The sequence below is a fragment of the Ruegeria sp. CDSC054 genome (assembly GCF_059610645.1).
The window spans coordinates 81,394-101,258 of record NZ_JBXWOA010000014.1 but is presented as its reverse complement, the minus strand read 5'-3'; the positions used below and the strand labels follow the sequence as shown (position 1 = coordinate 101,258).

General features: G+C 57.9%; 28 protein-coding genes. 9 read left to right on the top strand and 19 right to left on the bottom strand.

What is annotated here, in order from left to right:
* Positions 1-13: 13 nt before the first annotated feature.
* From AC2FGC_RS20595 to era, 3 genes are all read right to left on the bottom strand, one after another.
* Positions 14-337, bottom strand: coding sequence for a SemiSWEET transporter (locus AC2FGC_RS20595; protein WP_496727069.1), 324 nt, complete (start codon positions 335-337; stop codon positions 14-16).
* A gap of 105 nt (positions 338-442) precedes the next feature.
* Positions 443-772: a DUF1491 family protein gene (locus AC2FGC_RS20590; protein ID WP_496727068.1), complete on the bottom strand. Its 330-nt coding sequence runs from the start codon at positions 770-772 to the stop codon at positions 443-445.
* Positions 769-1,677, bottom strand: coding sequence for a GTPase Era (era, locus tag AC2FGC_RS20585; RefSeq protein ID WP_496783309.1), 909 nt, complete (start codon positions 1,675-1,677; stop codon positions 769-771). The genes AC2FGC_RS20590 and era overlap by 4 nt, the downstream gene beginning before the upstream one ends.
* A 157-nt stretch (positions 1,678-1,834) precedes the next feature.
* On the opposite strand from era, the gene AC2FGC_RS20580 reads away from it, so the two are divergent.
* Complete coding sequence (locus AC2FGC_RS20580) at positions 1,835-3,211, top strand: multicopper oxidase family protein (protein WP_496783307.1); 1,377 nt, start codon at positions 1,835-1,837, stop codon at positions 3,209-3,211.
* A 29-nt stretch (positions 3,212-3,240) separates the two neighbouring features.
* Here the strand turns inward: AC2FGC_RS20580 and AC2FGC_RS20575 are convergent, their stop codons facing one another.
* From AC2FGC_RS20575 to folK, 10 genes are all read right to left on the bottom strand, one after another.
* On the bottom strand, positions 3,241-3,717 hold the full coding sequence (locus tag AC2FGC_RS20575; RefSeq protein ID WP_496783305.1) for a hypothetical protein: 477 nt from the start codon (positions 3,715-3,717) through the stop codon (positions 3,241-3,243).
* 156 nt (positions 3,718-3,873) lie between these two features.
* A complete protein-coding gene (gene rnc / locus AC2FGC_RS20570) occupies positions 3,874-4,551 on the bottom strand; it encodes a ribonuclease III (protein WP_496783303.1) in 678 nt (225 codons plus the stop codon).
* Entirely contained in the window at positions 4,548-5,387 is an 840-nt protein-coding gene (lepB, locus tag AC2FGC_RS20565; RefSeq protein WP_496727063.1) for a signal peptidase I, read from the bottom strand. The genes rnc and lepB overlap by 4 nt, the downstream gene beginning before the upstream one ends.
* A gap of 57 nt (positions 5,388-5,444) precedes the next feature.
* Positions 5,445-5,864 carry a holo-ACP synthase gene (gene acpS / locus AC2FGC_RS20560; protein ID WP_496727062.1) on the bottom strand — a complete coding sequence of 140 codons (420 nt, stop codon included), beginning with the start codon at positions 5,862-5,864 and terminating at the stop codon, positions 5,445-5,447.
* Entirely contained in the window at positions 5,861-6,484 is a 624-nt protein-coding gene (locus tag AC2FGC_RS20555) for a LysE family translocator (RefSeq protein ID WP_496783300.1), read from the bottom strand. Before AC2FGC_RS20555 ends, acpS begins: the two co-directional genes overlap by 4 nt.
* On the bottom strand, positions 6,481-7,227 hold the full coding sequence (locus AC2FGC_RS20550) for a pyridoxine 5'-phosphate synthase (protein WP_496727060.1): 747 nt from the start codon (positions 7,225-7,227) through the stop codon (positions 6,481-6,483). The genes AC2FGC_RS20555 and AC2FGC_RS20550 overlap by 4 nt, the downstream gene beginning before the upstream one ends.
* Positions 7,220-7,918: a DUF2062 domain-containing protein gene (locus AC2FGC_RS20545; protein WP_058273282.1), complete on the bottom strand. Its 699-nt coding sequence runs from the start codon at positions 7,916-7,918 to the stop codon at positions 7,220-7,222. The genes AC2FGC_RS20550 and AC2FGC_RS20545 overlap by 8 nt, the downstream gene beginning before the upstream one ends.
* 16 nt (positions 7,919-7,934) lie before the next feature.
* Positions 7,935-10,067: a RelA/SpoT family protein gene (locus AC2FGC_RS20540; RefSeq protein ID WP_170561209.1), complete on the bottom strand. Its 2,133-nt coding sequence runs from the start codon at positions 10,065-10,067 to the stop codon at positions 7,935-7,937.
* 26 nt (positions 10,068-10,093) lie between these two features.
* On the bottom strand, positions 10,094-10,447 hold the full coding sequence (gene rpoZ, locus AC2FGC_RS20535) for a DNA-directed RNA polymerase subunit omega (RefSeq protein ID WP_010437681.1): 354 nt from the start codon (positions 10,445-10,447) through the stop codon (positions 10,094-10,096).
* A gap of 94 nt (positions 10,448-10,541) precedes the next feature.
* Positions 10,542-11,099, bottom strand: a complete 558-nt coding sequence (gene folK, locus AC2FGC_RS20530; protein ID WP_496727059.1) for a 2-amino-4-hydroxy-6-hydroxymethyldihydropteridine diphosphokinase — start codon at positions 11,097-11,099, stop codon at positions 10,542-10,544.
* A 154-nt stretch (positions 11,100-11,253) separates the two neighbouring features.
* On the opposite strand from folK, the gene AC2FGC_RS20525 reads away from it, so the two are divergent.
* From AC2FGC_RS20525 to AC2FGC_RS20495, 7 genes are all read left to right on the top strand, one after another.
* Positions 11,254-11,826 (top strand): LabA-like NYN domain-containing protein, encoded by a 573-nt coding sequence (locus AC2FGC_RS20525; protein WP_058278950.1) that lies wholly within the window; start codon positions 11,254-11,256, stop codon positions 11,824-11,826.
* Between the two features lie 193 nt (positions 11,827-12,019).
* Positions 12,020-12,970: a 4-hydroxy-3-methylbut-2-enyl diphosphate reductase gene (gene ispH, locus AC2FGC_RS20520; RefSeq protein ID WP_496723282.1), complete on the top strand. Its 951-nt coding sequence runs from the start codon at positions 12,020-12,022 to the stop codon at positions 12,968-12,970.
* Positions 12,967-13,419, top strand: a complete 453-nt coding sequence (locus AC2FGC_RS20515; RefSeq protein WP_496723284.1) for a DUF3429 domain-containing protein — start codon at positions 12,967-12,969, stop codon at positions 13,417-13,419. Before ispH ends, AC2FGC_RS20515 begins: the two co-directional genes overlap by 4 nt.
* Positions 13,416-14,003 carry a class I SAM-dependent methyltransferase gene (locus AC2FGC_RS20510; protein WP_496727058.1) on the top strand — a complete coding sequence of 196 codons (588 nt, stop codon included), beginning with the start codon at positions 13,416-13,418 and terminating at the stop codon, positions 14,001-14,003. The genes AC2FGC_RS20515 and AC2FGC_RS20510 overlap by 4 nt, the downstream gene beginning before the upstream one ends.
* On the top strand, positions 13,996-14,463 hold the full coding sequence (rnhA, locus tag AC2FGC_RS20505; protein ID WP_496727057.1) for a ribonuclease HI: 468 nt from the start codon (positions 13,996-13,998) through the stop codon (positions 14,461-14,463). The genes AC2FGC_RS20510 and rnhA overlap by 8 nt, the downstream gene beginning before the upstream one ends.
* On the top strand, positions 14,460-15,083 hold the full coding sequence (locus AC2FGC_RS20500) for a trimeric intracellular cation channel family protein (RefSeq protein ID WP_058273289.1): 624 nt from the start codon (positions 14,460-14,462) through the stop codon (positions 15,081-15,083). Before rnhA ends, AC2FGC_RS20500 begins: the two co-directional genes overlap by 4 nt.
* A gap of 54 nt (positions 15,084-15,137) precedes the next feature.
* On the top strand, positions 15,138-15,740 hold the full coding sequence (locus AC2FGC_RS20495; protein ID WP_496727056.1) for a COG3904 family protein: 603 nt from the start codon (positions 15,138-15,140) through the stop codon (positions 15,738-15,740).
* A gap of 6 nt (positions 15,741-15,746) precedes the next feature.
* Here the strand turns inward: AC2FGC_RS20495 and AC2FGC_RS20490 are convergent, their stop codons facing one another.
* The 5 genes from AC2FGC_RS20490 to def (AC2FGC_RS20470) are packed head-to-tail and all read right to left on the bottom strand — an operon-like array spanning position 15,747 to position 18,171.
* Complete coding sequence (locus AC2FGC_RS20490) at positions 15,747-15,983, bottom strand: GlsB/YeaQ/YmgE family stress response membrane protein (protein ID WP_058273291.1); 237 nt, start codon at positions 15,981-15,983, stop codon at positions 15,747-15,749.
* A gap of 1 nt (position 15,984) precedes the next feature.
* Complete coding sequence (locus AC2FGC_RS20485) at positions 15,985-16,239, bottom strand: hypothetical protein (RefSeq protein WP_058278955.1); 255 nt, start codon at positions 16,237-16,239, stop codon at positions 15,985-15,987.
* A gap of 14 nt (positions 16,240-16,253) precedes the next feature.
* The gene (gene fmt / locus AC2FGC_RS20480; protein ID WP_496727054.1) at positions 16,254-17,159 is read right to left on the bottom strand and encodes a methionyl-tRNA formyltransferase; all 906 of its coding nucleotides are present in this window, start codon (positions 17,157-17,159) and stop codon (positions 16,254-16,256) included.
* A 2-nt stretch (positions 17,160-17,161) separates the two neighbouring features.
* Positions 17,162-17,656 carry a peptide deformylase gene (def, locus tag AC2FGC_RS20475; protein WP_496727053.1) on the bottom strand — a complete coding sequence of 165 codons (495 nt, stop codon included), beginning with the start codon at positions 17,654-17,656 and terminating at the stop codon, positions 17,162-17,164.
* On the bottom strand, positions 17,653-18,171 hold the full coding sequence (def, locus tag AC2FGC_RS20470) for a peptide deformylase (RefSeq protein ID WP_496727052.1): 519 nt from the start codon (positions 18,169-18,171) through the stop codon (positions 17,653-17,655). The genes def (AC2FGC_RS20475) and def (AC2FGC_RS20470) overlap by 4 nt, the downstream gene beginning before the upstream one ends.
* 94 nt (positions 18,172-18,265) lie before the next feature.
* Between def (AC2FGC_RS20470) and AC2FGC_RS20465 the strand changes: the two genes are divergently transcribed.
* The gene (locus tag AC2FGC_RS20465) at positions 18,266-19,438 is read left to right on the top strand and encodes a MalY/PatB family protein (protein ID WP_496783298.1); all 1,173 of its coding nucleotides are present in this window, start codon (positions 18,266-18,268) and stop codon (positions 19,436-19,438) included.
* Positions 19,439-19,474: 36 nt separating this feature from the next.
* On the opposite strand, the gene AC2FGC_RS20460 is transcribed toward AC2FGC_RS20465, so the two are convergent.
* Positions 19,475-19,828, bottom strand: coding sequence for a hypothetical protein (locus tag AC2FGC_RS20460; protein WP_496727050.1), 354 nt, complete (start codon positions 19,826-19,828; stop codon positions 19,475-19,477).
* Positions 19,829-19,865: the final 37 nt, after the last annotated feature.

Genomic DNA, 19,865 nt, shown 5'->3' with positions numbered 1-19,865 from the left:
CTGTGGCGGCCGGTCAAAACGTTAAACCGGCGTGGATCAGGATGCCCAGAACCATCAGGAGGTTCAGCACCATCGATATACCGTTGCCCAAATAGATGGGCAACTTGCCGACCACCAGCCCGTAGGCGAACCAAAGGAATGACAGCGCAGCATAGAGCGACCAAGACAGCAGAGACTGGCCGGTCGCGTGTTGCGAATGCGTGAAGTACAGCTTGATCAGCTGCGGCAACGTGGCAAAAGGGCCGACAACGCCAATGAAGACCATGAAGCCCTCAAACCGCTGCATCCAATGCCCAAATTCTGATTTTTCAAGCTTTTCAGCGAGTGTTTCGGCCACACACACCCCCATAATTTGTTCAAACGGTACGGCGATCCTCACCGACATGGTATAGGGTAAAATAAACGTTTTGACCCGAGTGACCAAGACCCGTTGAACCGCGGGCTAGTCCAACCCCTCTTCACCCAACAGATGTCGGCCTTGCCGGTCTTCGACTTCAATCACCCAGAGGTCCGGATCAAAACTGCGTTGCCGGGTGATGGCGTCGTCAACCTCTGCTTCGGCGCCGGAGGAAAGCTCGACCCATCTACGTTCGCCGCTCATCAGATCAAAGCTGCGTTGGAACGCCACGGCGTGCCCGTCCAGAGTGTTCAATTTGACAAGCACTGCACCCGCCGTATCGTCGCCATGGGCTACGACAAACGCCGGGATTTCCTGAAAACGCAGCCGCGCCAGATAGGCGTGGACCCAGAAATCAGCCGTCAGGCGAGTCATGCATTACCGTCTTTGAAATCCAGACCCATTTCCGAGTAACGCTCGGATTCCTCGAGCCAGTTCGGACGCACTTTGACCTGCAGGAACAGATGTATCTTGCGGTCCAGGAACTCTTCCAGCTCGGCCCGCGCGGCCTGACTGACCGCTTTGATCGTCTCGCCCTTTTTGCCCAACACGATGCCCTTGTGTCCATCGCGCATGACATAGATGATCTGGTCGATCTTGGCAGAGCCGTCTTTTCGCTCTTCCCAGTTTTCGGTCTCGACCGTCAGCTGATAGGGCAGTTCCTGATGCAGGCGCAGGGTAAGTTTCTCGCGCGTCATTTCGGCCGCAATCATGCGCAGGGGCAGATCGGCGATCTGATCTTCAGGATACAGCCACGGGCTTTCGGGCAATTCCGCAGCCAGCCATTTGCGCAGGTCGTCAACGCCATAGCCCTTTTCAGCGGAAATCATGAAGGTTTCGGAAAACGGGTAGCGTGCGTTCAAGTCACTTGTCAGGGCCAGCAGAACCTCAGATTGGACCTTATCGATCTTGTTGATCGCCAGCGCAATCTTTCGGCCCTGCCCAATCTCCTCCAAGCCCTCCAGGATGCGCTCGACCCCTTCGGTGATGCCGCGATGCGCCTCGATCATCAGCACGACGACATCTGCATCCGCTGCCCCGCCCCAGGCCGCGGCAACCATGGCGCGATCCAAACGACGACGCGGTTTGAACAGGCCGGGTGTGTCTACAAAGACCAGCTGCGCATCGCCTTCCATTGCCACGCCGCGGATACGGGCGCGGGTGGTTTGCACCTTATGCGTCACGATCGAAACCTTGGCCCCGACCATGCGGTTCAGCAGTGTGGATTTGCCTGCGTTGGGCTCTCCGATCAGGGCGATAAATCCGGCGCGTATGGTCATGTGTCTGGCGTTCCTGGTTGCAAGTGCGCACCCCTATAGCAGAAAGGCCGCGCGGGCCAGAGGGATTTGTCGCATTGCGGTCATGCAAAATCGGTGGCACGCCTATTCCAAGCCGCGCCAAATCCAGCCAGGCAACCATCGGAAAATGAGGCAAGACATGAAACGTCGCGAGTTTCTTTTGGGCAGCGGGGCCGCTGCCGGCGCGCTGGGTCTGGGCGGTTTCGGGTTGGCGCAGGGGACGCCGGAGTTAACCATTCAACCAGCAAGCTTTGCCCTGCGGGATACGGTGACGACCGGAATGGTCAGCCTGTCCCCTAACGCACCGCCGCCGGTATTGTATGGCAAGCAAGGGGAAGTGATGCGGTTACCCGTGCGCAATACGCTGTCGGAATACACGGCAATGCACTGGCACGGCATGCGGATCGCGAACAACATGGACGGCGTCCCTTACCTGACCCAAATGCCATTGGGTGAAGGTGAGGTCTTTAACTATGAATTCACTCCGCCCGATGCAGGCACCTGCTGGTATCATCCACATTGCATGACGATGGAGCAGATGGCCCACGGTTTGACGGGCGTCATGGTGATTACAGAACCCCAAGACCCCGGATTTGACAGCGAACAGGTGATCAACCTGCGCGATTTTCGGGTGGATGAAGATGGCGCGTTCCTGCCCGCCTATACCCAGCGCGGCGCGGCACGGGCCGGAACCTTTGGCAACGTCCATACCGCTAATTGGGTGCAGGGTCCTGTCTACGATCATGCCGCCGGCAGTCTGGTGCGACTGCGAGTCGTAAATACGGACACAACGCGTATCTACAAACTGCATCTTGAGGGCGGCGATGCACGGATTATCGCGTGGGATGGCCATCCGCTTGAGATTAACATCCCAATGCCCAGCGCTGATGAGCCGCTTCTTGTCGGTCCCGGTCAGCGGGTGGATTTTGCGGTTGCAATGCCCGGCGACGAGGGGCGCAGCGTTGCGCTGATGGCAAAACTGCCCGGTCAGCCGCACAGACCTATGGCACAGCTGCGCGCAATCGGATCATCAGCGTCACGGGACCTGCAAGAGTTGCGCCCTCTGACCGTCAACCCGGTCGCGAAACCCGATCTGACCAATTCCGAGCTGCACGAGTTTGTATTTGGCTGGACCCCCGAAGGTGGTGAACCCAACAACGGGTTCTGCGGCTCGCTGGGGTATAACTTCTGGTCTATCAACCGCAAACCATGGCCCGGCGACGCGGCGCAGGGTGTTGGGCCTTTGGCAACGCTGGAAATGGGCAAAAGTTATGTCCTTCGGCTGCGAAATGAATCCCCTAACTTGCACCCGATCCATCTGCACGGGTTGGCTTTTGTGCCGATACGGTCGAACCTGCGCCAACTGCCGCCTCTGATGACCGACACGATGCTGTTGCTAAAGGACGAGGTAGTCGAGATCGCGTTGGTCGCTGACAACCCGGGCGACTGGGCGTTCCACTGTCACGTCATCGAACACCAAAAGACCGGGCTGACTGGATTTATCCGGGTGGTCTGAGGGGCGTGCTAGACGCCCCCCCAGGCATTTCATGCGTTCTGGCGCTCAATCAAGCGCAAGACGGCAACCATGACGATCCCGTAAAGAACATGCCCGACTAGTGCGACCCAAGTGATCGCCGAGAAGTTTAGGAAAGTCGGCAATCCGGACAAAGTTGTGATCCCACCCAGGGCAAAAACCCAAAGGCCAAACCCATAGATGGCCGAGGCCGCGAACATATGAACGGGGCCAAGGACCTTAACCCAGATCGGCTTGAAGATCAGAAACCACCCCAGCGGGTACGCAATCAGACCCACAAGGTAGAAATGCACGAAGAAGCCAAGGAAGGCATTGCTGGGCAGGCCGAGACTGGCCAGCAGGCTTTGGGCCAGCCCTTCGGGCGACAGATTGGCCCAGCCGATACCGGGGCTGACAACCTGCCCCCAGAAATCGAAGGCTATCGTAGCGATAAAACCGGCGATGAACAAAAAGCCGATATTCACGGTAGTCAGTTTTGCGTTTTGCATTGAAATGCCTCAACTCATTGTATCCATTTCGCTTTGCTCGCTTGTTCTTAGACATGGGCCAAAGCGGATGATGTTCAGATACGCCCGCGACCCGAGGTCTGCCATAGGCCTCAAGTTAGATTGAGAATTGTGACATGTTCGGGCTGTCGAGGGTTGCTATTTCAACTGATCCAGCAGCGCCTTTGCGGCGGCTTGTTCCGCCTGGCGTTTCGACCCCGCCGTTGCCTGCGCTTCGGTTCCGTCCTGCAACCGAGCCGCAATGGTAAACACCGGGGCGTGATCGGGGCCGCTGCGCTTGACCTCGACGTAAGCTGGCGGCTTTTGCCCGCGCGCCTGCGCCCATTCCTGCAGCGAGGTTTTGGCGTCGCGCGCATCCGCTTCAACGTTGTGGACGCGATCCCCCCACAGTCGCAGGATGACGTCCCGGGCTGCCTCAAATCCGGCATCGCGATAGATTGCGGCGATCACAGCCTCCATCGCATCACCCAGCAAGGCCTGTTTGCGGCGCCCACCTGACAGCATCTCGGACCGGCCCAGTTTCAGCACCACGCCAAGATCGATTTGCCGAGCCACATCAGCGCAGGCCTCTTTGCGGACCAAAGCGTTGAACCGAGGGGCCAACTGCCCTTCGGATGCTTTTTTGTCGGCTTCCAACAGGGCAGTCGCCATGACAAGACCCAAAACCCGATCGCCCAGAAACTCCAACCGCTGATTGTCGGGTCGTGTCGAGGACGAGACCGATCCATGGGTCAGGGCGCGCACCAGCAGTTCAGGGTTGGCGAATTCATACCCCAGACGCTGCTGGAACGCCTTTATCTCGGTCGAAAGCTTCAATTGACCGCCTTGAAGAAGCGATCCCCGCGCCATGTCCAGAAGAACAGCATCGACCGGCCCGCGGATGAGAAAAGGATGCGATCAGCCCGCCCGATCAGGTCTTCGTAAGGCACATAGCCAACGCCGCCTGCGGATTGCGGCACGCGGCTGTCGCTGGAGTTGTCGCGGTTGTCCCCCATGAAGAAGTAATGGCCTTCGGGAACCGTGTAGATGCCGGTATTGTCAGCCGCCTGGTTGCCGATGTTCAGCACTTCGTAAGACACACCGTTTGGCAGTGTTTCGATCATACGCAATTTTTCGCAGACACCGCCAAAGCCGACAGGACCGTTTTCGCAGCGTGGGCGCAAACCTTGCGAGCCTTGTGGTTCGGCGACTTCGGTGAATACACCATCAGGTTCTTGTTGCACTGGCGTACCGTTCAGAATGATCTGACCATCCCGCACTTGAATACGGTCCCCGGGCAGACCGATCAGACGTTTGATGTAATCGCGGCCGCTGACCGGGTGGCGGAAAACAATGACGTCACCGCGTTCGGGGTCGCCGCCCCAGATACGAGTGTTTTCATCGCTCTGCATCCAGCCGCAGAGATCTTCGGCGTCAACATTCAGGCCGACGCTTGGGATGATCAGGCTGGGGCAAGACGCGTAGGAATAACCGTAAGACATTTTGTTGACGAACAGGAAATCCCCGATCAACAAGGTGGGCTTCATCGAACCCGACGGAATCCAGAACGGCTGAAACAGGATCGTGCGGAAGACGCCCGCGATCAGCAGGGCATAGACGATGGTTTTGATCGTCTCCCAAACGGCGTTACCTGTTTTGGCTTCCTCGGCCATACTGCTCTCCGGTCGTTTATTCGTTGGGGTGCTACATGCGGGTCGGTTGGGGGCAAGTCAAGACTGCGCAGGCGCATCGTGAAGCGGACGCGCCTCGATCACCACGAATGCCTGTGCCCAAGGGTGATCGTCGGTCAGGGTGACGTGGATAATCGCCTCATACCCTTCGGGCGTCATCTCTTTCAGCCGATCTGCCGCCCACCCCGTGACATGCATCACAGGCTGACCCGTGCGCAGATTGGTCACCGACATGTCCTTCCAGGCAATGCCCATGGCCAAACCGGTGCCCAGCGCCTTGGAGCAAGCCTCTTTCGCGGCCCAGCGTTTGGCGTATGTTCCCGCAACATCAGCGCGACGTTCCGCTTTGCTCTGTTCGATTTCGGTGAAGACACGATTGCGGAATCGATCTCCGAACCGGTCCAATGTGCCCTGAATGCGGTCGATATTTGCAAGATCTGTGCCGATGCCGAGTATCATGACAGCCGCACAGTCAAAATCTTGTAACTCGCGACCCCAAAGAACCCGGCAAAGGCGAAGTCGAACCACCGGCGAGCGCGGCGGTAGGCCTGCACCATACGCTCAGAGGAAAAGAGGAAGGCGTAGCCGATGAAGATCAACAACGATCCGGCGTAAAGCATGGCGAAATAGCCCAGCAACATCGAAAGGCTGGCATCATTCGGGGCGACGATGGCATAGATCGAGCCCCAGCTCAGAATCGCCTTGGGGTTGGTCAGGTGGATAGCTGCGCCCTTTGCAAAGATTGTGCGTAGTAAGCCGGTCACCGGGTTGCCGATAGCAACCTCATCAGACGTCAGTGCTCGGCGCAGCGCTTTGAACGCCAACCAACCCAGATAGGCCACACCAACATAGCGGATGACCTCGAACACCCAGACATTGGCCAGCATGATTGCTGATAGGCCCAGCGTTGCGGCGATGCCCCAAGCGGCAGAACCAGCGCAAATGCCCAAAGCAAACACCAGACCAGCGCGGCGACCTTCGTTCATTGCCGTTCCGGCAATCCCCATTGTTGCAGGCCCCGGAGAGCCACCGGCCATCAGCCAGGCAAACCAGATCGCAACAAATCCGGGTGTGATCATCCGCGCGCCTCATCCATTAGACGCCGCATCTCGGCCATGGCAGGTGTGAGGCCGCGAAAGATGGCCTCGCCAATAAGGAAATGGCCGATATTCAGCTCGCGCACTTCTGGGAACGCCGCAATTGGTTGTACGGTGTCATAGGTCAGGCCGTGGCCCGCGTGGACCTCAAGGCCCAGTGAATGGGCAAATGCAGACATTTCGCGCAGGGCTTCCAACTCACTGTTGGCCTTGTCCGCGTGGCCTTCGGCCATGGCATCGCAATATGCACCGGTGTGCAGCTCGATCACTTCGGCGCCGATACGGTGCGCGGCCTCGATCTGGCGCTGATCAGCAGCGATAAAGATCGACACACGACACCCGGCATCGCGCAGCGGCGCGATAAAATGAGCCAGCTTGTTTTCCTCGCGCGCGACCTCCAGCCCGCCTTCGGTGGTGCGTTCTTCGCGCTTTTCAGGGACGATACAAACGGCATGCGGCTTATGGCGCAAAGCAATTTTCTGCATCTCAGGCGTCGCAGCCATCTCAAAGTTCAACGGCACCGACAGGACCTCCATCAGGCCATCGATATCGGCGTCCGAGATATGGCGACGGTCTTCGCGCAGATGCGCGGTAATCCCGTCAGCCCCAGCCTCTTCTGCCAACTTGGCGGCACGCAGCGGATCAGGATAGGCCCCGCCCCGCGCGTTGCGAACCGTGGCCACGTGGTCGATATTCACGCCAAGACGCAGGTGGTTGTCAGACATCGCTCGAATCCTTCTTAAGGCCTTGATCTGAACCTAGGGCATTCATCAATGGAACGGCAGGCTTTGTTTCGGCCAAGCGTTTGATTTCGTCAAACTTTGCCTTGATCTTGTCGCGACGGCGTTGCTGATAGGTGCGGATCAGCGGCAAACTGAGATAGGAGCAGATTACACCCGCCAGAATGCCCGGAAGAACGCCGCCAATCATGTAGGGAAAGAACACTTCGTTATAGAAGATGCTGAGCCCATGCCAGTCCGCGACACGGTCGGTGAACATGGCAATAAAATTGTTCTTCAGATCACCCATTGCATCTGTGAACTTGCCCATCAGCCCATGTGTATCACCCTTGTGGAATTTGGTTCCCAGCAGGAAATGCCCGGTCTGCAGGCAAACCACGCCGATTGGCACATAGGTGAGTGGGTTGCCGAAGAATGTTCCACTCAGAGCCGCCAGAATATTGCCGTTCAGCAGGCGCGCCACCACGGCAGCGACAAGAAAATGCAATCCGTAGAACGGAGTGAATGAGGCAAAGACGCCTGCCCCGATGCCACGCGCAATGCGCTCGGGGGAATCCGGCAGCCTACGAACACGATGCTTGACGTAGTGAAAGGCCCGCGTCCATCCACCACGGGGATAGACGAATTCAGACGCGATCTGGACAGGCGAGCGTCGGTCTCGGCGCTTAAATACCACTCCTGATCACCCCTTCTCAGCCAGCCGCAACTGCGGTTTTTGCCCTGTCCCGATACCGCTCCACAGCCGCCACGTCGCTTTCGGCCTCGAGCATCAGCATGAGCGAATGCAGCTGCTCCAGGTCACGCAGTTCGACATTGATCAGCAAGCGGTAAAAATCCGGTTTGCGGTCGACGAATTCGAGGTTCGAGATATTGGCCTTTTTCTCGCCGATCAACGTGCAAATGCGTCCCAGAACACCGGCATCGTTGCCAATGGTCATATCCAGCGTCGCACCATAGACAGCCGGGTGCGTTCCCGAGTGCCAGTGCAAATCGACCCAACGATCGGGCTCACTTTCGAACTCGGACAGGCGGTCGCAGTCGATGGCATGCACGACAACGCCTTTACCACGATAGGTGATGCCGACGATGCGTTCACCCGGCAAAGGCTGGCAACAGGGGGCGCGGTCGAATTTCTGTCCCGGCTCAAGGCCGATCACCGCGCGGCGTGGGGAAATGGCATCCCCTTCATCCTGAGTCAGTTCAGGATACACAGCGCTGACCACATCATGGGCTGTCAGCTCGGCACTGCCGAGACGCGCCAACAATTCGTGACGATCCTTCAGACGCAGGTGTTTTGCGGCTGTATCCAAGGCCTTCTCTGTGGCCTTTCGACCAACATGTTCAAACCCAGAACGCGCAAGTTCCTTGCCCAGCTTAATAAACCGCTCGCGGTCGACCTCACGCAGCGCCCGCCGGATCGCGGTGCGGGCCTTGCCTGTCACTGCAATCTCAAGCCACGTAACCTGAGGCGTCTGACCGTCAGCGGTGATCACATCCACCGACTGACCGTTCTTGATCCGTGTCCACAATGGCACGCGGATACCGTCCACCTTGGCGCCAACGCAGGCATGGCCAATACGGGTGTGGATGGCATAGGCGAAATCAATCGGCGTGGCCCCGCGCGGTAGCTTGACCACGTCACCTTTGGGCGTGAAGCAAAACACTTGGTCCGAGTACATTTCCAGTTTGACCGCTTCGAGGAAATCCTCGTGATCCTCCTCGCTGTCGAACTGTTCAGTCAGGTTTGCAATCCACTTCGCCGGATCAACGGCAAAAGGGTTTTCCGAGCGGACACCGTCGCGGTACGACCAATGCGCCGCAACGCCGGTTTCAGCCACATCATGCATCTGACGGGTGCGGATCTGAACCTCGACCCGTTTCCCGTCGCGCCCCGAAACTGTAGTGTGGATCGAGCGATAGCCGTTTGATTTCGGCTGACTGATGTAATCCTTGAACCGTCCCGGCACCGCGCGCCAGCGCTGGTGAATGGCACCCAGCGTGCGATAACAATCTTCCTCGGACCGGGTGATGATGCGGAAACCATATATGTCGGACAGGCGCGAAAAGCCCTGATCCTTTTCCTGCATCTTGCGCCAGATCGAGTAAGGCTTTTTGGCACGCCCAAACACTTCGGCCTCGATGCCCGCCTTTTCCAGCTCGTGCCGCATGTCGCCAGTGATCCGGTGGATCACGTCGCCGGTTTCGCGCTGCAAGGTGATAAAGCGGCGAATGATCGACTGGCGACCTTCGGAATTCAGAACGCGGAAAGCAAGATCCTCAAGCTCTTCGCGCATCCACTGCATACCCATGCGACCTGCGAGCGGCGCATAAATATCCATCGTCTCGCGTGCCTTCTGCACCTGCTTTTCCGGGCGCATTGCCTTGATCGTGCGCATGTTGTGCAGACGGTCAGCGAGCTTGACCAGAATAACCCGCAGATCCTTGGACATGGCCATGAACAGCTTACGAAAGTTCTCGGCCTGTTTGGTTTCGCGGCTGGACAGTTGCAGGTTGGTCAGTTTGGTGACGCCGTCGACCAGCTTGGCAACCTCTTCCCCGAACAGTTCGGACACTTTGCCATAATTGGCTTTGGTGTCTTCGATCGTGTCATGCAGCAACGCTGTAATGATCGTCGCATCATCCAGGCGCTGTTCGGTCAGGATGGCGGCCACGGCAACGGGATGTGTGAAATAGGGTTCGCCTGAATGGCGGAACTGACCGTCATGCATCTGCTTTCCGAACTCATAGGCCCGGGCGATGCGGTCAGCATTTGTCTTGGGGTTGTAGTTGCGGACCAGCGCAATCAAGTCGTCTGCAGAAATCATCCGGTCCGCACCTTCATCTTTGGGGCTTACCCCTGGCCTTGAGCCTCCATCAGAGCGCGCAGCAGCTTCTCTTCCGACATATCGTCATCGGCCGGTTTGTCCGATTCCGCACCCATCAGCAGAGCCATCTGATCTTCTTCCGGCTCATCGACCTCAATCTGGGTCTGGTTGGCCTCGATCAGGCGCTCGCGCAGTTCATCCGCGCTTTGGGTTTCGTCCGCAATCTCACGCAGCGACACGACGGGATTCTTGTCATTGTCACGGTCGACGGTGATCGGGCCGCCGGCAGAAATCTCGCGCGCACGATGGGCGGCAAGCATCACCAGTTCAAACCGGTTAGGAACCTTGTCTACGCAATCTTCAACCGTCACGCGGGCCATGGGGCGCTCTCCGTTACTGAATCCATGTCAGGAAGAGGTTTATCTAAGGGCGAATCCCCGCCTTGACAAGCAAGAAATGCTGCAAATGCACCGTTCACACAGCCGTGACTGCCGCAATATCCGACGCGGGCAGGTCTGCCAGCATTTCGGTTACCGTCCGGCCCAGCACCGGATGCCGCCAATCCGGGGCGACGTCCGCCATCGGAACAAGGACGAAAGCACGATCCTGCAGGCGCGGATGTGGAATAATCAGCCGGTCCGGCGCCTTTTGCGTCTGCTCCTGTACTGGCAGGGTCAGCCAGCTGTCAAATTCGGTGCGATCTGGCAGAACCAGATCATCATAGCAGACCAGATCCAGATCCAGCGTTCGCATACCCCATCGCTGCACCCTTTCGCGCCCAAACTGATGCTCAATCTGGTGAAGCAGGTGCAACAAATCGGTCGGCGTCCTGTCCGTTTCGATCAAAGCAGCCGCATTGACGTAGTCAGGCCCGGCACCTGCCGGGAAGCACGGGGTCTCAAAAAAACGGCTGACGGCACGAATCACCACCCCGTGACGCAAGATAGCGTCAAGTGCGCTTTGAAGTGTCACCTTGGGGCCAATACCTCTCAATTTGAGATTTGCGCCCAGCGCGATAACCGCTTTTGACATAGATTTGTACGTTCCATTCACTATATTCGGCGAATTGCATACTTGCGATACGACCGAAATGGCCTAATTATAGAAGATCAGCGCGCCGCCTATTTTTCAAACACCCACTCACGTAACACCACGGCGCTCTGTATTGTACCGGAAGGACCTATTTATGTTCTATAAAGACGAACGGCTAGCGCTGTTCATCGACGGCTCGAATCTTTATGCAGCCGCAAAAGCACTGGGGTTTGACATCGACTACAAATTGCTGCGCCAGGAGTTTATGCGCCGCGGCAAGATGCTTCGGGCTTTTTACTATACGGCGCTATTGGAAAACGATGAGTATTCCCCGATCCGCCCCTTGGTTGACTGGCTGCATTACAACGGCTTCACCATGGTGACAAAACCGGCGAAGGAATACACCGACAGCATGGGGCGTCGGAAAGTCAAAGGTAACATGGATATCGAACTGACGGTCGACGCCATGGAACTGGCACCGCGTGTCGATCATATCGTGTTGTTCTCGGGCGATGGGGATTTCCGCCCGCTGATTGCCAGCTTGCAACGTCAGGGCGTGCGCGTTTCGGTGGTTTCGACCATCCGCAGCCAGCCGCCGATGATCTCGGACGAGCTGCGCCGCCAGGCTGACAACTTCATCGAACTTGAAGACCTGCGCGACGTGATCGGGCGGCCTCCGCGTGAAATGCCCATGGAGCCACGCAGCGTTGCTGCGGGTGGACAGTAAGACCGGGCCACTTACCAAACCCTGGGGAAGAAATTAGCGCGGTCAGGCTGTACCAACCTGACCGCGCTTCTTTAACTAAAAGCAGGTACTGAAACACCTGCTGGCTAGCAGTGATTCATGTCATATCAATGACAATGTCCTGTCTGGACCATAGCCGGGAAAAGACTTACCTGTGGCCTATGGAGACCAAGACATGACCAAGCCGCCCCTTACCCTATACCTCGCCGCGCCGCGCGGGTTCTGCGCCGGTGTCGACCGGGCGATCAAGATCGTTGAAATGGCGCTGCAGAAATGGGGTGCTCCGGTGTATGTGCGGCATGAAATTGTGCACAACAAATTCGTCGTAGATGGTCTGCGCGCCAAGGGGGCCGTTTTTGTCGAAGAGCTGGACGAGTGTCCTAACGACCGACCCGTTATTTTTTCAGCGCATGGCGTACCGAAATCCGTTCCCGCGTCGGCGGCCCAGCGCGAGATGATCTATGTCGATGCCACCTGCCCGCTGGTCTCCAAGGTTCATGTGGAGGCTCAGCGCCATGCTGAGGCCGGATTGCAGATGATCATGATCGGGCACAAGGGCCATCCGGAAACCATCGGCACCATGGGCCAGTTGCCCGACGGCGAAGTGCTGCTGGTTGAAACCGTCGATGACGTGGCCTCGGTTCAGGTACGCAATCCGGAAAAGCTGGCATTTGTCACCCAGACGACGCTTTCGGTGGATGACACCAAGGATATTATCGCAGCCCTCCAAGTCCGGTTCCCGGCCATCGTTGGCCCGCATAAGGAAGACATCTGCTACGCCACCACCAACCGGCAAGAGGCCGTCAAAGCCGTGGCTCCAAAATCGGATGCTTTGCTTGTTGTTGGCGCACCGAACTCTTCGAACTCACGCCGACTGGTCGAGGTTGCGGCCCGCGCCGGGTGCAACTATGCGCAATTGGTGCAGCGCGCCCACGATATCGACTGGCGGGCGCTGGAAGGCATCTCAACCATCGCCATTACCGCGGGCGCGTCAGCACCCGAAGTGCTGGTGAATGAGGTGATTGACGCTTTCGACACCCACTATGACGTGACGGTTGAACTGGTCGAAACCGCCGTCGAAAATGTCGAATTCAAAGTGCCCCGCGTCCTGAGGCAAACCGCATGAGAGGCGTCCCCAGGGCGCCACTGGTTTTAGCGCTGGCGGGGTTGATCCCGTTCATTTGGGGCGCGCTGACCTCCTTGAACGGCGATTTGCAGGATTGGGGCAGGCAAGAGCTTGGTTCGCGGTTCGTCGGGCCGTATATTCAACTGTTCTACGGCTCGGTGATCTTAAGTTTTATGTCCGGTGTTCTGTGGGGGTTCGCCACCAAGACCTCGGGCAGTAAGGCAGCGACATGCTATGTGCTGTCAGTCCTCCCGGCGCTTTGGGCGTTTTTCATGACCGGCGGTGGACCTGTCGAGGCGGGCATCAACCTGATGTACGGCTTCGCTGGTTTGCTGATGTTGGATGCGATATTTGCATATTGGCGGCTGACCCCAACATGGTGGCTGAGGCTGCGCGTTCTGCTGACAGCCATCGTCCTGATATGCCTTGCCGTAGGAGTGTACCTGTGACCGATCGCAAGACAATTGATGCCTACACCACGCGTGTTGCCGAGTATCTGAGCGTCCCATTGCCGCCCGAACAGATCGAAGCGCGTATGGCCTTTGCCGAAGCGGTTGCGCCGGGTGGCTATGTGCTGGACCTCGGCTCAGGCCCTGGGGCGGATAGCATGTTTTTCCTGCGTGAGGGGCTGCGGGTTCGGGCATTGGATGCGACGCCGACCTTTGTGGAACACGCCCGCGAAAATGGCGTAGATGCGCATGTCGGTACATTTGACGATGTGACCGATACGGCCACGTTTGACGGCATCTATGCCAGCTTTTCGCTGCTGCATGCACCGCGCAAGGATTTCCCGCGCCATTTGGCGGCCATCCACCGGGCATTGAAGCCCGAGGGTATCTTTTTCCTTGGTCTGAAACTGGGAACCGGTGAACACCGTGACGACATTGATCGCTATTACACCTATTTCTCACAGACCGAGATCGAAGAGGCGCTGGCCGAGGCAGGGTTCACAATTGACCGGATTACAACCGGAGTCGGCAAAGGTCTGGCCGGGTCTTATGACGGCTTTATTCTGGTGATCGCCCATGCCTGAGTTGTTTGCCTACTCCGATGGTGCCTGTTCGGGCAATCCTGGCCCGGGCGGCTGGGGCGTGCTGATGCGCGCAATGGACGGCGAAAAAGTCCTGAAAGAACGCGAGCTGAACGGCGGCGAAGCTGAGACCACCAACAATCGCATGGAATTGCTGGCCGCGATCAGCGCGCTGGAAACCCTGGAACGGGCCTCGAAGATCACTGTGGTGACCGACAGCGCCTATGTAAAAAATGGCGTGACCGGCTGGATTTTCGGCTGGAAACGCAACGGCTGGAAGACCTCGAACAAGAAACCGGTCAAGAATGTCGATCTGTGGCAGCGACTGGATGAGGCACAGGCCCGCCATGACGTGACCTGGGAATGGGTCAAAGGCCATGCTGGCCATCCCGAAAACGAAAAAGCCGACGAGCTGGCCCGCGCGGGCATGGCCCCGTTCAAACCAAAAAAGGCGCAAACGTGAGCGGTCTGGCACTGCTCGACTATGCCTCAGTTCTGGTTTTTGCCCTGACAGGCGCATTGGTGGCCAGCCGGGCACAGCTGGATTTGGTTGGCTTCGCCTTTATGGCCTGCCTGACTGCTGTGGGCGGCGGAACCGTCCGCGACCTGCTGCTGGACCGGCATCCGGTGTTCTGGGTCGGCCAGCCAGACTATATCCTGATCGCCACAGCGGCTGCCGTGGTTGTGTTTTTTACTGCTCATTTGGTGGAAAGCCGATACAACTTGCTGGTCTGGCTGGACAGTTTCGCCCTGTCGATTGCCGCAGCAGCAGGTGCTGGCGCAGCCTTGTCGCTGAACCAATCCGGTGTGATCGTTGTGCTGATGGGCGTCACAACGGGCTGCCTTGGCGGCTTAATGCGGGACGTGGTCTGCAACGAAGTGCCACTGGTCCTGAAACAGGGTGAGCTCTATGTCTCTTGCGCGTTTGCCGGGGCTTTTGCCGCTGTGATCGCGACCCGACTTGGTTTCGACGAGCTGGCCACACTGGCCGCATGTGCGTTGATCTGCTGGGCATTGCGGGCGGGATCATTGGTGTTTGGCTGGCGGCTTCCGGTTTACAAAGCACGCCCGCCACGGCAGTAATTGGGTATAAAATGTTCGATCTGCATTTCCTGTGCCACAGATGTGAGAACTGAAATGAATTTCACTTTCCCTATTTTTGTCGCCTCACTGGCTCTTCTGGGTGCTTGTGCAGCGCAATATGACCCTGTCAGCTTCGTTGTGCAGGGGGACGAAATCGTTGCTTCGGGGTCCATTGATCACACGACGCTCGATGCTTTCGAAGAAATCACTGCCTCGAACCCCGGGATTAAAACACTTGTGCTGCAGAACATCGAAGGCTCGGTCGATGATGATGCCAATGTAATTTTCAGCCGCGTTGTCAGGGAAGAAGGGTTCGATACAGTGGTGCCCTCAAACGGCTTGGTCGCCTCTGGTGGCACTGATCTGTTCCTGGCCGGCAATCGACGCACTCTGGAACCTGGCGCATGTGTCGGGGTTCATAGCTGGGGCGGCGGCGGATATGTGGCTGCCAACCTGCCCGAAAACCACCCCGAGCACGATCGCTATCTCGACTATTTCAATGATATTGGTGTCGACCCGGCCTTTTATTGGTTCACGCTTGATGCAGCGTCCGAGGACGAAATGCACTGGATGTCAGCAGAGGAAGCCAATCGCTTCAAAATGGCGACGCGCAATTCGAAATCGTTGGGATCAACAGTGATTTGCGACGAGCGGTAGCCCCGCTCAACGACGCAGATAGGTCTGCCATATCCAGATTACCAGCAGCGCGCCCAGAACCGCGCCTACAAATCCGGACAACCACCCTGCCACGGTGATCAAGGCCCGCAACAGAAATCCGCCAACCAGTGCACCAACGATGCCAATCAACATGGTTGTGGGGATGTTGGCCTCGATCCGCATTAAACGGGTGGCCAGGAACCCTGCGGCGGCTCCGATGACGATCAGGGCGATGACAGGCATGTCACTTCCTCCAATGGGTCGGCACGATGATCAGCGCGCCGACGGATGACACAATAGCGTTCAATCCCGGGGACCCAAAAGCAAGGTTAAACCCGAACATCCTGCCAAACATGATCTGAGCAAAGAAAAACAGAAAGGCACCGCCGATACAAATGATGATAGATTGCAGATAGCCGTTTCGGGTAAACCCGGTTTTTTCCGCAAGGCTTCCAACGACGGCTGCAATCAACACCGTCCCCATCAAAGTCATGTACAAGTCTGTTATTCCTTCTAAATCCGACTTCCCTTGGCCACAGGCCAGCCCCGCAGAAAGGTTTCCTTATCCTGTGCGCCTTTGCCCGCCCGTTGCAGGCGCAACAGATCAACGGCACCCTCGCCGCAAGCTACTGTCAAGGCATCGTCCAGAGCTTCGCCGGGTACGCCCTGCCCCTCGGCCAGACGCGACGCCAGTAGTTTCACGCGGTCTCCGTCAATCTCGGTCCAGGCACCTGGGAACGGGGACAGACCGCGGATCTGCCGGTCCACCTCTGCTGCGGGCCGGGACCAGTCAATCCGTGCCTCTGATTTGTCGATCTTGGCGGCATAGGTCACACCGACCTCGGGCTGCGGCTCGGGCGTCAGATTCGGCAGGTCATGCAAAGCCCCAACGATCAGTTTGGAGCCCATTATCGACAGCCGGTCATGCAACTGGTCGGTGGTTTCCTCGATCCCGATATCGGTTGCTTCGCGCATAAGAACCGGGCCTGTGTCCAGACCGGCCTCCATCTGCATGATGCAGATACCGGTTTGCGCATCGCCGGACATGATGGCGCGATGGATCGGGGCCGCCCCGCGCCAGCGCGGCAACAGGCTGGCATGGATATTCAGACATCCCTGGGCAGGCGCGTCCAGAATGGGCTGCGGTAGGATCAGGCCATAAGCGACCACCACAGCCACATCTGCGTTCAGTGCAGCAAAGGCATCCTGTTCATCTGACGATTTCAGAGACACCGGATGGCGGACAGTCAGGCCTAACGCTTCGGCCCGTGCGTGAACCGGTGTCGGTCGGTCCTTTTTGCCCCGGCCAGCCGGGCGCGGGGGCTGGCAATATACGGCGACGATATCATGCCCAGCTTCGACAAGCGTATCCAGAACCGGAACCGAAAAGTCGGGCGTACCCATGAATACAACGCGCATCTCTACCCCAGCTTTTTGGCTTTGCGCAGCAGCATGTCCCGTTTGACCTTGCTGAGCCGGTCGAAATACATCTTCCCGTTCAGATGATCGATCTGGTGCTGTACGCTTGTGGCCTCGATCCCGACAAAGTCGCGGCGATCCACCATGCCCTGTTCGTTCAGAAACTTGATCGTCACCGCGCGCGGGCGTTTCAACTTGGCCGAGACACCGGGCAGGTTCGGGCTGGCCTCATCATGTTCGCGCAATTCGATTGAGCTGTGCAGGATTTCTGGGTTCGCCAAACGCACAGCCTTACCGCGTTCGACCGAGCCGTCCACCACAGCCAGCCGCAACATGACACCGATCTGCGGTGCGGCAAGGCCAACACCGGGCATCGCCTCCATCGTGTCGATCATGTCGTCCCAAATGGCGTGGATTTCATCGGTGATCTCGGCGACGTCCTCCGCCTTGGTGCGCAGGCGTTTATCGGGCCATGGCAGGCGGGTGCGAGAGGTCATGCGCGGGCCTGCTCGCGCTTTAGTTTCTGCATCTTGCGCGTTATCATCTGACGCTTAAGCGGCTTGAGATAATCGATGAACAGCTTGCCGTTCAGGTGGTCGATCTCATGCTGGACACAGGTCGCCCACAGGCCATCGAATGTGTCCTGCTGCAAGTTGCCATCCCGGTCGATCCACGTGACATCAACAACTTTGGGGCGCGTGACTTCGGCGAATTGATCGGGGATCGACAGGCAGCCTTCCTCGTAGACATTGGTCTCATCGGACGAGGCGATGACCTCGGGGTTGAACATGATCAGCGGACGCGGGGCTTCGCCCTCTTCCTTAACGCAGTCCAACACGATCAACCGATCCAGCACACCGATCTGAGGCGCGGCCAGACCAACGCCAGGCGCGTCATACATCGTCTCCAGCATGTCGTCTGCCAGCTTGCGCAGCTCGTCGCTGATATCTGCCACAGGCGCGCAGACCTTTTTCAGGCGGGGGTCGGGATGGATCAGGATATTGCGTTTCATGGGGTTGATTTAGGCCATCCCGACCCGCGCCGCAACGCCCCCCTTGCACCCGCCGGAATTGTGGCTAGCTTTCGACCGGACAGATGGAGCAGACATGACTTTCAACGACCTGATCGACCGCCGGGGAACCAACAGTTCAAAATGGGATAAGATGGAGCAGCTCTACGGCGTGTCGCCGCAGAATGGGCTGGCCATGTGGACCGCGGATTCCGATTACCCAACAGCACCATGCGTGATAGATGCCGTTCGAAAAGCGGCTGACCATGGGGTCTTTGGGTATTCGTGGAGTCACCCGGACTATCTGGCATCGATTCAGTGGTGGATGAAGAACCGCCATAGCTGGGACATCGACACCGATTGGGTGCTGACTTCACAGGGGTTAGGCAATGCGATCGCCCTGTCTCTGGATGTCTGGAGCGAACCCGGCGACGGCGTCGTCATCTTCAGCCCCGTCTACCATGAGTTTGCCCACAAGGTGAACAAATCGGGACGTCGCGTTGTCGAGTGCCCGCTAGTTCGCCAAGGCGAAACCTATGGCCTGGATCTGGACGACGCTCAGTCGCGTCTGGACGGGTCGGAAAAGCTGTTGCTGTGGTGCTCGCCGCAAAACCCCTCGGGCCGGGTGTGGACACCGGATGAACTGCGCGCCGTGGCCGCATTCGCCGAACGTAATGGGTTGATTTTGGTCTCGGATGAGATCCACCACGATCTGGTCTATCCCGGCAATACGTTTGTGCCAATGGATGTCGCCGCGCCGGATGCGCGGCCGTGGACCGTGACGCTGACCGCGGCGTCCAAGACATTTAACATCGCTGGTCAGCGCACCGGTAACATGATCATTCCGGACCCCAAACTGCGCGCGGCCATGCGGCACCGCATTCAGACGTTGGACTATGATCCCAGCGCTTTGGGCGTGGCGATGATAACTGCCGCCTATTCGCCCGAGGGTGCGGCATGGGTTGACCAACAGGTCGCGCATCTGGCGGGCAACTGCCAAGTCTTTGACGCAGCGATCGCCGAGATCCCTGGTCTGTGGTCCATGCCGTTGCAGGCTACTTATCTGGCTTGGGTAGAATTCTCAGGAACCGGCATGCCCCATGAAGAGTTTGTCCGCCGCCTGCGCGAAGATGCCAAAATCGCAACGTCCTCAGGCCCCGGTTTCGGCGCAGGGGGTGAGACCTTCGAACGGTTCAACCTGGCTACTCAGCGTGCGCGGGTCGAAGAGGCATGCGAACGGCTAAAGCGCGCATTTGCTGATTTGCAGTGAAAGAGGCGGCCAACGGCAATGTCGTTGGCCCTGCCCTCAATCCTTGTGCCCAAGTAACGCAATCGGCGCGTCTGGCGCGCGGTAGAAATCCAGCGGAGCCTTGTCGGCAGCGGCCGTGCTGCGCTTGAATTCGTATCGCATTTCGCCTGCTTCATCCTCATCCGCGATGATCAGACATTGGTACAGGTGGTTGGCGCCATCATAGATGTCGACGAGCCCGCGCAGTTGCGGCGTAGTTTCGGCTTCAACCGTAAAGCCATCTTTCCACAATCGAAGAATTTTATAGGAATTGTCGCCAATTTCGACACGCAGGCGGCTGGTTTTCTTCAAACCGGCGATTCGGGCCGCATCCAATTCGGCAGTAATTTCCTTTGAAACATACGTACTCATAAAAATTTCCCCCAACAGAGTACTCTATTGTGAGGCG

Coding starts and splice junctions, on each gene's coding strand:
- AC2FGC_RS20590 (WP_496727068.1), bottom strand. CDS start 772: ATGACTCGCCTGACGGCTGATTTCTGGGTCCACGCCTATCTGGCGCGG.
- era (WP_496783309.1), bottom strand. CDS start 1,677: ATGACCATACGCGCCGGATTTATCGCCCTGATCGGAGAGCCCAACGCA.
- AC2FGC_RS20580 (WP_496783307.1), top strand. CDS start 1,835: ATGAAACGTCGCGAGTTTCTTTTGGGCAGCGGGGCCGCTGCCGGCGCG.
- AC2FGC_RS20575 (WP_496783305.1), bottom strand. CDS start 3,717: ATGCAAAACGCAAAACTGACTACCGTGAATATCGGCTTTTTGTTCATC.
- lepB (WP_496727063.1), bottom strand. CDS start 5,387: ATGGCCGAGGAAGCCAAAACAGGTAACGCCGTTTGGGAGACGATCAAA.
- acpS (WP_496727062.1), bottom strand. CDS start 5,864: ATGATACTCGGCATCGGCACAGATCTTGCAAATATCGACCGCATTCAG.
- AC2FGC_RS20555 (WP_496783300.1), bottom strand. CDS start 6,484: ATGATCACACCCGGATTTGTTGCGATCTGGTTTGCCTGGCTGATGGCC.
- AC2FGC_RS20550 (WP_496727060.1), bottom strand. CDS start 7,227: ATGTCTGACAACCACCTGCGTCTTGGCGTGAATATCGACCACGTGGCC.
- AC2FGC_RS20540 (WP_170561209.1), bottom strand. CDS start 10,067: ATGATTTCTGCAGACGACTTGATTGCGCTGGTCCGCAACTACAACCCC.
- rpoZ (WP_010437681.1), bottom strand. CDS start 10,447: ATGGCCCGCGTGACGGTTGAAGATTGCGTAGACAAGGTTCCTAACCGG.
- folK (WP_496727059.1), bottom strand. CDS start 11,099: ATGTCAAAAGCGGTTATCGCGCTGGGCGCAAATCTCAAATTGAGAGGT.
- AC2FGC_RS20525 (WP_058278950.1), top strand. CDS start 11,254: ATGTTCTATAAAGACGAACGGCTAGCGCTGTTCATCGACGGCTCGAAT.
- ispH (WP_496723282.1), top strand. CDS start 12,020: ATGACCAAGCCGCCCCTTACCCTATACCTCGCCGCGCCGCGCGGGTTC.
- AC2FGC_RS20515 (WP_496723284.1), top strand. CDS start 12,967: ATGAGAGGCGTCCCCAGGGCGCCACTGGTTTTAGCGCTGGCGGGGTTG.
- rnhA (WP_496727057.1), top strand. CDS start 13,996: ATGCCTGAGTTGTTTGCCTACTCCGATGGTGCCTGTTCGGGCAATCCT.
- AC2FGC_RS20495 (WP_496727056.1), top strand. CDS start 15,138: ATGAATTTCACTTTCCCTATTTTTGTCGCCTCACTGGCTCTTCTGGGT.
- AC2FGC_RS20490 (WP_058273291.1), bottom strand. CDS start 15,983: ATGCCTGTCATCGCCCTGATCGTCATCGGAGCCGCCGCAGGGTTCCTG.
- fmt (WP_496727054.1), bottom strand. CDS start 17,159: ATGCGCGTTGTATTCATGGGTACGCCCGACTTTTCGGTTCCGGTTCTG.
- def (WP_496727053.1), bottom strand. CDS start 17,656: ATGACCTCTCGCACCCGCCTGCCATGGCCCGATAAACGCCTGCGCACC.
- def (WP_496727052.1), bottom strand. CDS start 18,171: ATGAAACGCAATATCCTGATCCATCCCGACCCCCGCCTGAAAAAGGTC.
- AC2FGC_RS20465 (WP_496783298.1), top strand. CDS start 18,266: ATGACTTTCAACGACCTGATCGACCGCCGGGGAACCAACAGTTCAAAA.
- AC2FGC_RS20460 (WP_496727050.1), bottom strand. CDS start 19,828: ATGAGTACGTATGTTTCAAAGGAAATTACTGCCGAATTGGATGCGGCC.